We start from the raw sequence: 9,804 nt of genomic DNA, 5'->3' as shown, positions 1-9,804 counted from the left end.
TTTTGAAAGGTTTGAGGGTTGGGGTTTCCCCAACAGGAACTGCCTTAACCGTTTATTTCTGATTTCCCGTTTTATCGTTTCGACCATTTTTTTTGCCGCCGTTTCTCCAGCCAGGTAGCATTCAAGCCCCCTATGAAACTCCGCCCAATGAATATGTCCTATTTCAGGACGAATCACAACATCGGCCTGCCTGAGCTGAATTTCGCTTAGAACATTCCGTGTCATATCGCTTGAACGCAGCACGATCTCAATGCCACGGTTGAGGTCAGAAGGTTCCAGGTTATTCGAAGGCTCTATCGCGATGGTAAAAGTCGCCCCGTTTCTTAAAGCCGGGTCAATCGGAACACGGTTAACCCATCCTCCGTCTATCAGTTCCATATTTCCGATCTTCACGGGAGGGAAAATTCCGGGGATGGCACAACTGGCGGCAACCGCCTCTCTCATCGGTCCTTTCGAAAAGACCACTTCCCTTCCTGTCAGAATATCGGCCGCGACGCAGATAAATGGAATTTTGGTTTCTTCGATTCGGATATCCACGATCAATCCGCTCAAGGTCTTTTGAAGTTCGTTGGCGCTGATAAAAAATCCCCGATTTAAGGAGATGCCGTAAAAAATGCCCCTTTTGAAATAGGACTTGATCTGGTTAATAAAGGTGGTGTTTTTGACCTGAGTGAAGTTTTCTTTTAAAAACTCCAAACGAGCATGTTTGAATAAAGGCGTCTTCAGGAAATTTAAAATTTTTTCTTTAATGAGGCCGGAATCGGGCTCGATGGCATAAAGCCCTCCGACTAAAGAGCCAAAGCTGGTGCCTGCAATGAGGTCAATCGGGATTTTCTCTTCCTCCAGAACTTTTAGGACGCCGAGGTGGGCAAAACCCCTGGTTCCACCCCCCCCTAAAACAACGCCTATTTTAAAAGATTTATTATTTTCCATGCTCACCCTATTCAGGGACCTTCGAGAAATTCACCCTCAATGCCCCCGAACCCCAATTAGGCCGCTGAGTCCTCTGCTGCTTTTGGAGCTTCTTTGGCTTCTTCTCCCGTTTTCTTTTTTGTCTTTTTATTCTTCATATGAAGGATATTCATTTCGACGGATTTTTTCTTCCTTTGGGATCTTTTTAACCTCTTATGCCAGAGACGGACCGTTTCCCTTGAACCCTCTTTTCCCTCGACGGATTGGATGACCGAGTTTAATTTTTTCTTCAATCTTGCCACTTTTTTGTCCACAGCTTCACTTTTTGCCATTTGGGTCTCCTTTTATTATTAATTATACCTCATTTGTTTTATCCTGCAGTAGGGGTGAGTCAGGGTAACGTCAAAGTCCGATAAAAACATTCGGGAATGATGAATGGAATTTTTTGTAAAACCCCTGATATTTTAGGAATTTAATCACAGAATGACGTGATAGGTTACCAGTCCCGGTACTTGGTTTTATCCATCGCCACTCCATCACTTTTTGTGTAAACGTCGTACACGTCGTCCTTACACCATTCTTCAGAATTCGGTTCATCGGAATTGCAGCGGAATCCCCAGTCTGTCGATTGGGTCATCGGGTCGACGGGGATTTTTCTCAGATAACGTTTAACTGTTTCTTTTGATGATTTTGGGTTTTTAACTCCTTTTACGAGAATCTCCAGCGACTTTGGATACCCGGACTCCCCGGCGACATCGTTGGCCATCACGGTTCCTTTGTAAGGAACAGTCAAATAATCCTGATGGAATTCATCAATGGCCTCTCTCATTAAGCGAAGGGTTTGATGCAGTTCAAATTCTTTCGCCCTGCGCGCGGCCATCTTTGAAAAAGGTAAAACAATGGAGGCCAGGATCATGATGATCGTCAAGGTAATCATGAGTTCCAGCAACGTCAAACCTTTTGATGACTGATCAAACCGACCCTCGCTCCGCATTATTGCACTTTTATGACACCGCTGTTTGATTTGACCTGGAGGACGCCTTTTCCAGAATTGAGAAGACGAACATCTTTTAACTGGATAAGGCTCTCGCCTTTTCTTTTCCCAAGAAAAGTCAGGGTCGCTATAGTGCCGCCGCCGGTTTTTCCTTCAACATCTCCCACCCGAAGGAGATGAATGTTAATGGTGCCCATTGGCACATTGACCGACGTGACAAAAGAGGTTTGCTTTCCATCACTTTTCATAAAAATTCCTTCCACCGCTTTTTTTAAGTCAAGAACTGACGGATTATAATTTAGCGTAATATCGGTTTCCGATAAATCCTTTACGCCGTTGACGACCAAATCCAGATTGGTTTCCTGACCTTCAAAAACCTGGCCTGATGGCGGGGTTACCTGCAAAGTCGCGACGGCCCTGTTTTCGGCCGGGGTTTGCGCGGTGATTTCATCCCCTCCTTTCGAAGTGAATGGAGTCGGAGGAAGGGGCGGTGTCCCCGATAATTCCGGCCTTATAGCCCCTTCTCCGGTTTCCCTTTTGACATCTCCAACTAAAGGAAAATCCGAAAACAAAGGTTTGGTTGAATAACTTTCCTCGGTTCCGGACCAAAAGACCTGAAGGTCTTTCGGCGGTGTTTCAACTCCATGAAGAATATGAGGTGTAATGGTTAACACGATATCGCTTCTTGACTTCGCTTTTTCCACCCCCGAAAAAAAGACGCCAAGGATCGGGATATCGCCCAAAATAGGAATTTTACTCGCCGATTTTCGATTATCATCCCTCATGAGACCCCCGATAACAGCGGTTTCTCCATCCCTTAAATTTAAAAAGGTCTCCACCACCCTTTGCCCAAACTGAAATTGTTCTACTCCCGTGGCCAACTGAACTTTTTCTCCAAGCGAAGAGACTTCAAGGTTGAGTTTTATCGTGACCTCATTATTAAGATGAACGGTCGGTTCGGCCGATAATTTTATACCGACGTCTTTAAATTCGGTGGAGGTTGAAGTCGTCGATTGCACATTTGAGCCCGCAGCGGCGGGTGCGGTCGTGGAACTCAGCAAAATCGGCACGCGATCGCCGATATTAATTTTTGCGGATTTCCCGTCTAAAACGCGGATCTTTGGATTTGCCAGCGTCTTTGCGTTCGACTCTGTTTTCAGAAAATCGACATTCACACTCGGAATGATAAACTGAAAAACTTGATCATTAAGGTTCTTAAGGGTCCCTAAATCAATCGTCCCGGGCGTAAACTGGGTCGTATTTCCTGTAGCGGTATTGCCTCCCATTTGCATGGAAATGTTATTTTTTGGAAAATTAAAACCATACTTCAGTTTTCCCGACTCTTGAACCTCCAGAACCTCTAATTCCAGCATGACCTCCGCCCCCTTCCGGTCATTGGACTCAATAATCTTTTCGGCAAGTTTTATTTTGTCCGGTGTTTCCCGAAGGGTAATGGAATTTAAATCGTCATTGACATGGATGCGCCTGATTTCAAGCATCGTTCTTAATAAATTTACAACATCCTTCGCTTTCGCGTTAGAAAGATAAAAGGTGCGGATCATCAAGTCCTGATATTGATCCACCTTCTGTTTAGTTTTTGGAATAATCAGGATGGTATCGTCGCTGATTCGTTTCATAAAAAGACTATTTGTCGCTAAAATCAAGCTCAGAGTTTCTTTAAAGGTCGCGTCCTTTACAAAAATGGTCACATTATCATCCCTGACGTCTTTATCAAACAGGATGTTGATTCCAGCGGTTTTTGAAAGGAGTTCAAAAACTTCTTTTAATCTGGCGTTATGAAATTTTAAGGTGATCGGCTGACTTGATTTTAACGAAAGTTCACCCCCTTCATCCTTAAGCGTTTCTTTGGCAACACTGACCTTGATCAGCGTTTCTTTAGCCGGTTCATTCTCGGGATTCAAGGAAAGGGCCTTATCCAGTTCCTCTTCCGCCTGATCCAAATGAGACGCTTTCAAGAGTTTCAACCCTGCCTGAAAATGGTCTTCAGATTCCTTAAAACGTACCGCTTCGATCAGGCCCGTTTGATATTCTATTTTTTCGGGATTAAAAGCCACCGCCTTCTTGAAATCTTGAATAGCCTCGTCTAATTTCTTTGATTTAAGGAGTTCCTTTCCCTTCAAAAAATGAACGCGGCCTGCTTTTAATTTCACCTCATTAAGCTTGCCTTGAAGTTTTTGATCGTCGGGATGCCCGCGAAGTTCTTCCTTGTACAATTCAAAGGCCTCGTCCCAATTTTCCTCCTGAGCCCGTTGGTCCGCGCTCTTCATTTCTTTGGAAGGAAAGCAGGAGGTCAGGAAGAAAAACGCGACCAGACAAATAAGCAAAGTTTTTTTCATATTAGCCTTTCGTTTTATTTATATTCAGGGGCCCGTACGATGCCTGTAACTTAACCCCTTATGTACGCTGCTAAACCGCTCCCAAAGCAAGCTCGGAGGCTCCGCTCGGTCTAACTACGACCATTCCCAAGTCCGTCACTGGCAAAGCCAGTTGCTTCGCTTATTTCTTTAATAACGCACGGAAGTATTCGACGGTTTTTTGAAGTCCTGTTTTAAGGGGGATCTTTGGCTCCCATTCCAGCAATTTTTGAATTTTAGAAGAGGCGAGGCAGCTCCGTATCTGCTCCCCTCTTTTTTCAGGTCCATGAATCTCTTTAGTCGTGCTTTCTGTTAATTCCTGAAGCATTTTATAGAGTTGATTCACCGAGGTCTCCACGCCGTTTCCAACGTTAAAGGTATCCGTATGAAGAGGCCTGGCCTGCATGGCGGCCATATTGGCCTCTACGACATCATCGACGTAAACATAATCCCGCGTCTGCATCCCGTTGCCGTTGATGATCGCCTGTTCTTTCCTCAGCAATTTCTGGGTGAAAATAGCGACCACCCCGGCCTCTCCAAAGGGATCCTGCCGGGGCCCATACACATTGGCGTATCGAAGACAGGCATATTCGAGGCCTCTATTTTGTTTATAGTAATAGAGATATTTTTCTCCGGCCAGCTTGCTGATTCCATAAGGACTTACCGGGCAGGTCGAATGGGTTTCCGACGCGGGAAACTGATATTGTTCTCCATAGATCGCACCGCCTGAAGAAGCGAAAATAACCTGCTTGCTGCCATATTTCACCCCGCATTCGAGCAAATGAATTAGCCCCAATATGTTTACCTGGGCATCAAACAGGGGATCATCCGTAGACCTTCGGACGTCAATTTGCGCGGCATGATGGCTGATCATTTCCGGTTTTTCTTTTTTAAAAATCTTTTCCAGTTTGGAATGAAGGATATCCAGTTTGTAAAATTTTGCCTCTTTGTTGATATTCCTCTTCTTCCCGGTCGACAGATTATCGACCACGACGACCTCATGACCTTCAAAAATAAGACGATCGACAATATGAGAACCTATAAAACCAGCGCCACCGGTAACCAAAACTTTCACTTTTCTAAAAACCCCTTTCTGATATTACTATTCAGGGGCCTGTCCGGAGAAATGATTAAAACCATATGTCCGCTGTAGACTCGCTCCCAAAGCAAGCTTGGAGCCTCCAAATGCCCCTGAACCCCGCGCCACACACCGGCATAGCCGGATGCTTCGCTTACTCGACAAAATTGTGAGATCGTTTTGTCATGCAGTAACCCTTCAGTAAAACGGGGCGATACACGCGAAAGCGCCTGGTGTGCCGTTAACGGAGACTTCGGCGAAGTTCGTTTATCCCACCCTAATGTAAAATCCAGAGATACGGATAACTTCGTCGGCGTCGGAGGGAATGGCATTCCAGGCACTTGACAAACCGTGACTGAATCGTTACGTCGTGCGCCCTTTTCTATTGATTTGATGAGCGTTTTAAATGGATTAAGAATTCCTTGTTTCCTTTTTGTCCTAATATCGGAGATTCCACAACGCCGGCCGATTGAAACCCCAGGTCAGCGCTAAACTTTTCAATTTTCTGGACCGCTTTTTGACGCAATTTCTCATCTCTGACAATGCCCCCCTTCCCCACTTCCCCTTTTCCAACTTCAAACTGAGGTTTGATGAGGGCAATCATCTCGCCATCCGGCTTTAAGAATTTCGATAGATGCTCTAAAACTAAAGTTAATGAAATAAATGAGAGATCGATCACCACCAGATCGACTTTTTCACCAATTTTTTCCCGCTCTAAATACCTGACATTCACTCTTTCTATTCGCACGACCCTCGGGTCTTTTTGCAATTTCCAGGCAAGCTGACCGTAACCGACATCAACCGCATAAACCTTAACGGCCCCTTTCTGAAGGAGACAATCGGTAAATCCTCCAGTAGACGCCCCGGCATCCAAAACCGTCTTTTTCTGAGGAGATACATTAAAGGCGGTTAACGCCTGTTCAAGTTTTACGCCCCCGCGGCTGACATAAGGAATGACTTTTCCCCTGATTTCAATTTCAGAAGGAAAAATCAGGGTGCCCGGTTTATCCACGCGGGATCCTTTAATATAAACAGCGCCTGCCATGATGAGCTGACGAGCCTTTTCCCGGCTGGGAACCAAATGATTTTCAACAAGAAGTTGATCCAGCCTTTTCTTTTTAGGTAAAGCTGACGTCTTCATGAGAAAACTTCACTTTCTTCAGGCTGTTCAAAAAGCCTCAGTTGCCCCCTTCGGGGACTTCCTGCATGCAAGCTTTTGCGGGTGGGTCGCAAGCCGCAGGAGCGAGGCAACCCGGAGCCACAAAGCTTGCTCGCGAGCGTTCCCGCAGCGAAGCTATGCTTTTATCCTCTTCTGTGAGGATTGCCGAGCAACGAGAACGCAGCAAATGAGGCTTTTTCAACAGCCTGTTACGGATGAATTCCAGAACCCTGAGGGTTCCCCTCAGCAATTTGTACCTCGCAAAACTCATTTCTTTTGAAAAACTTCTCAATTTTTAAAGCGATTTTTTGGGCATCTAAACCGGCATTTTCCCTGAGTATTTTTTGACTGCCCTGTTCAACAAAATGGTCGGGAATTCCGATTCGAAGAATTTTTGGGGAACAGCCTTCTTCCTGTAAAAGTTCCAGGACCTTTGAGCCAAAGCCTCCGGCTAAAGCATGTTCTTCCAAAGTCGCCAGCCAGGGTGTTTTACGAACGATTCCAAGAATCTTTTCCCGATCCAATGGTTTTGCGAATCGGGCATTGAAAACCCCGGCTGAAATCCCTTTCTTGGCCAGCATTTCCGCTGCCCGCAAGGCCTCCTGTACCATTGACCCAATGGCCAGAATAAAAAGGTCGGAACCTTCCAGAAGGACCTCCCCCTTTCCGACCGGTAAAGAAACAATTTCATCATCTAAATTCACCCCGACCACTTCTCCACGGGGATAACGAATCGCAGAAGGGCCTTCCCATTCTATTCCCGTCTTGATCATCCGCCGGAACTCATTTTCATCCTTGGGCGCCATGACCACCATCTGTGGAACCGCTGAAAGAAAAGCCATATCAAATACGCCGTGATGGGTTGCCCCGTCCTCTCCCACCAGTCCGGCCCGATCCAGGCAGAATAAAACCGGGAGGTTCTGGATGCAGATATCATGGATAATCTGATCGACGGCCCGCTGAAGAAAAGTCGAGTAAATCGCCACGACGGGACGCATCCCTTCGGCCGCTAACCCTCCCGCAAAGGTCACCGCATGCTGTTCCGCAATCCCGACATCATAAAACCGTTCGGGGAAATCCTTTTGAAACCGCGTTAAACCTGTCCCTTCCGGCATGGCCGCGGTAATGGCAACGATACGCGAATCGGTTTGGGCCAGGCAAACAACCGTTTCAGCAAAGATTCTGGTATAGGTCGGCATCGTCGATTTCTTTTTAGGCTCTCCGGTTTCGATATGAAACGCGGAAGTTCCATGGAACGCCGCCTGCTCTTTTTCAGCAGGAGGATACCCCTTCCCTTTTTTGGTAACAAGATGCAGAAGAAATGGACCGGAAAGCTGCTTGATATTTTCCAGGGTCAATAAAATATGATCCAGGCGGTGTCCATCTATAGGACCGATGTAATGGAATCCAAGTTCTTCAAAAATAATACCGGGCCCGATCAGGCCCTTCATCCCCTCTTCCGCCATCTTGGCTACCTTGAACATCGGCTCGCCGATTTTCGGAATATTTTTTAAAATATACTCCGTTTCTTTTTTCAAGGCGGTAAACATTTTTCCCGTCAAAAGCCTGTTGAGATAGGCAGAAATCGCTCCCACATTTTTTGAGATCGACATTTCATTATCATTTAAAATGACGATCATATCTTTTCTCAGGGCGCCGGCATGATTTAAACCCTCGAGGGCAAGACCCGAGGTCAGCGCTCCGTCGCCGACGACGGCGATCACCTTATGTTTTAAACCCTTCTGGTCTCTGGCTTCAACCATCCCCAGAGCGGCAGAAATAGCGGTGCCCGCATGTCCAACGCCAAAGGTATCATAGATGCTTTCACCGCGTTTAGGAAACCCGCTGATCCCGTTAAATTGACGAATCGTATTAAAAAGACCATTTCGGCCGGTCAAAATCTTATGAGGGTAAGCCTGGTGGCCGACATCCCAAACGATCCGGTCTTCCGGAGTATTAAAAAGATAATGAAGCGCCAGGGTAATTTCCACAGCCCCAAGGCCTGCCCCCAAATGCCCGCCATTCACAGAGACGACCTCTATGATCCTTTCCCGAATCTCCCGGGCGACCAACGGGAGCTGTTCCCGGGATAATTTTCTTAAATCGGAAGGAAATAAAATCTGATCCAATAGTTTCATATTTATTTCTTCCTTTCGATACTATACCGGCCAATGGCACGGAGAGGATCCGCCTGGCGGTCGAAAATCGCTAAAGCATCCAGCGCCTGGCCGACCAATTCTTTCTGAAGCTTTTTAGACCCGTCAAGGCCGATCACATCAGGAAACGTTGTTTTATGGGCTGTTTTGTCTTTACCGACACTTTTGCCAAGCTCTGCCTGAGTCCCTTCGATATCCAGAATATCATCCGTAATTTGAAAAGCAAGCCCCACCCTCTGGCCGTAGGCCTCTAAAGCCTTAAGCTGTTGATCTGTCGCCTCTCCAATGAGAGCTCCAATGCGGACGGACACCGAAATTAAAGCGCCGGTTTTATGCTGATGAAGCCTCTGCAGCATTTCCGGAGTCACTTCTTTCCTGCCCTGAAGAGCAAGGTCAAGCACCTGGCCTCCCACCATTCCCCGGCTCCCGGCGGCAAAACTTAAATCCTGAATGATCTGGCACCCCAATGCTTTTTCTTTTTCGGATTTGCAAAACGAGGAGAGAATGTAAAAAGCCTCGGTCAGCAAGGCGTCCCCCGCAAGAATCGCGTTTGCCTCTCCGAATTTTTTATGGGCAGTCAGGCAGCCTCTTCGATAGTCATCATTGTCCATGGAGGGAAGGTCGTCATGGATCAGGGAATAGGTGTGGATCAATTCCACCGCGCCCGCGAACGGCAGGCATTTTTCGCTCACGCCTCCCACAGCTTCGCAGGAGGCCAACACCAAGACAGGCCGGAGCCGTTTTCCCCCAGCGAAAAGAGAGTAATGAATGACTTCATGAAGTTGTTCTGGAAAAGTATTAACAGGGGGAAGAATTTTCCTTAAGGTATTATCGATTTGCTTCTGATGGTCTTCAAAATATTCTTTAAAGTTCATTTCAACTTGGGGGACAATTATTCCTGGAGGTCTGGAGTATTAAACGGCTCAATTTTCTTTTGTCCGTTATAGCTTTGAATGAGAATTTCAACTTTTCGGTCCGCGTCTTCCAGATGTTTAAGACCGATTTTAGACAAAGCAACCCCTTCTTCGAAAGAAGACATCGCCTGATCCAGAGAAAGATCCCCTTTTTCGAGGCTTTTCACGATCTCTTCCAAACGGGCCATCGCTTCTTCAAATTTCAATTCACTCATT

The 9,804-nt window shown here is 46.4% G+C and carries 9 protein-coding genes; all 9 read right to left on the bottom strand.

Annotated elements, in window-relative coordinates:
* Positions 1-933: patatin-like phospholipase family protein (locus HYR79_05000; protein ID MBI1821050.1), on the bottom strand; the 933-nt coding region annotated here is incomplete at its 3' end.
* A 56-nt stretch (positions 934-989) separates the two neighbouring features.
* Positions 990-1,244, bottom strand: coding sequence for a hypothetical protein (locus HYR79_04995; GenBank protein MBI1821049.1), 255 nt, complete (start codon positions 1,242-1,244; stop codon positions 990-992).
* Positions 1,245-1,408: 164 nt separating this feature from the next.
* Positions 1,409-1,906, bottom strand: a complete 498-nt coding sequence (locus HYR79_04990) for a type II secretion system protein (GenBank protein ID MBI1821048.1) — start codon at positions 1,904-1,906, stop codon at positions 1,409-1,411.
* The gene (locus HYR79_04985; GenBank protein ID MBI1821047.1) at positions 1,906-4,263 is read right to left on the bottom strand and encodes a hypothetical protein; all 2,358 of its coding nucleotides are present in this window, start codon (positions 4,261-4,263) and stop codon (positions 1,906-1,908) included. Before HYR79_04985 ends, HYR79_04990 begins: the two co-directional genes overlap by 1 nt.
* A 160-nt stretch (positions 4,264-4,423) precedes the next feature.
* Positions 4,424-5,356 carry an NAD-dependent epimerase/dehydratase family protein gene (locus HYR79_04980; protein MBI1821046.1) on the bottom strand — a complete coding sequence of 311 codons (933 nt, stop codon included), beginning with the start codon at positions 5,354-5,356 and terminating at the stop codon, positions 4,424-4,426.
* 385 nt (positions 5,357-5,741) lie between these two features.
* The gene (locus tag HYR79_04975; protein MBI1821045.1) at positions 5,742-6,500 is read right to left on the bottom strand and encodes a TlyA family RNA methyltransferase; all 759 of its coding nucleotides are present in this window, start codon (positions 6,498-6,500) and stop codon (positions 5,742-5,744) included.
* A 227-nt stretch (positions 6,501-6,727) separates the two neighbouring features.
* Positions 6,728-8,656 carry a 1-deoxy-D-xylulose-5-phosphate synthase gene (locus HYR79_04970; protein MBI1821044.1) on the bottom strand — a complete coding sequence of 643 codons (1,929 nt, stop codon included), beginning with the start codon at positions 8,654-8,656 and terminating at the stop codon, positions 6,728-6,730.
* A gap of 2 nt (positions 8,657-8,658) precedes the next feature.
* Positions 8,659-9,549 (bottom strand): polyprenyl synthetase family protein, encoded by an 891-nt coding sequence (locus HYR79_04965; GenBank protein ID MBI1821043.1) that lies wholly within the window; start codon positions 9,547-9,549, stop codon positions 8,659-8,661.
* A 17-nt stretch (positions 9,550-9,566) separates the two neighbouring features.
* Complete coding sequence (xseB, locus tag HYR79_04960) at positions 9,567-9,803, bottom strand: exodeoxyribonuclease VII small subunit (protein ID MBI1821042.1); 237 nt, start codon at positions 9,801-9,803, stop codon at positions 9,567-9,569.
* Position 9,804: the final 1 nt, after the last annotated feature.

The organism is Nitrospirota bacterium (assembly GCA_016178585.1).
Taxonomy (GTDB): domain Bacteria; phylum Nitrospirota; class Nitrospiria; order JACQBW01; family JACQBW01; genus JACOTA01.
The sequence above is the reverse complement of the archived record's forward strand: the minus strand, read 5'-3'. Positions and strand labels throughout refer to the sequence as shown.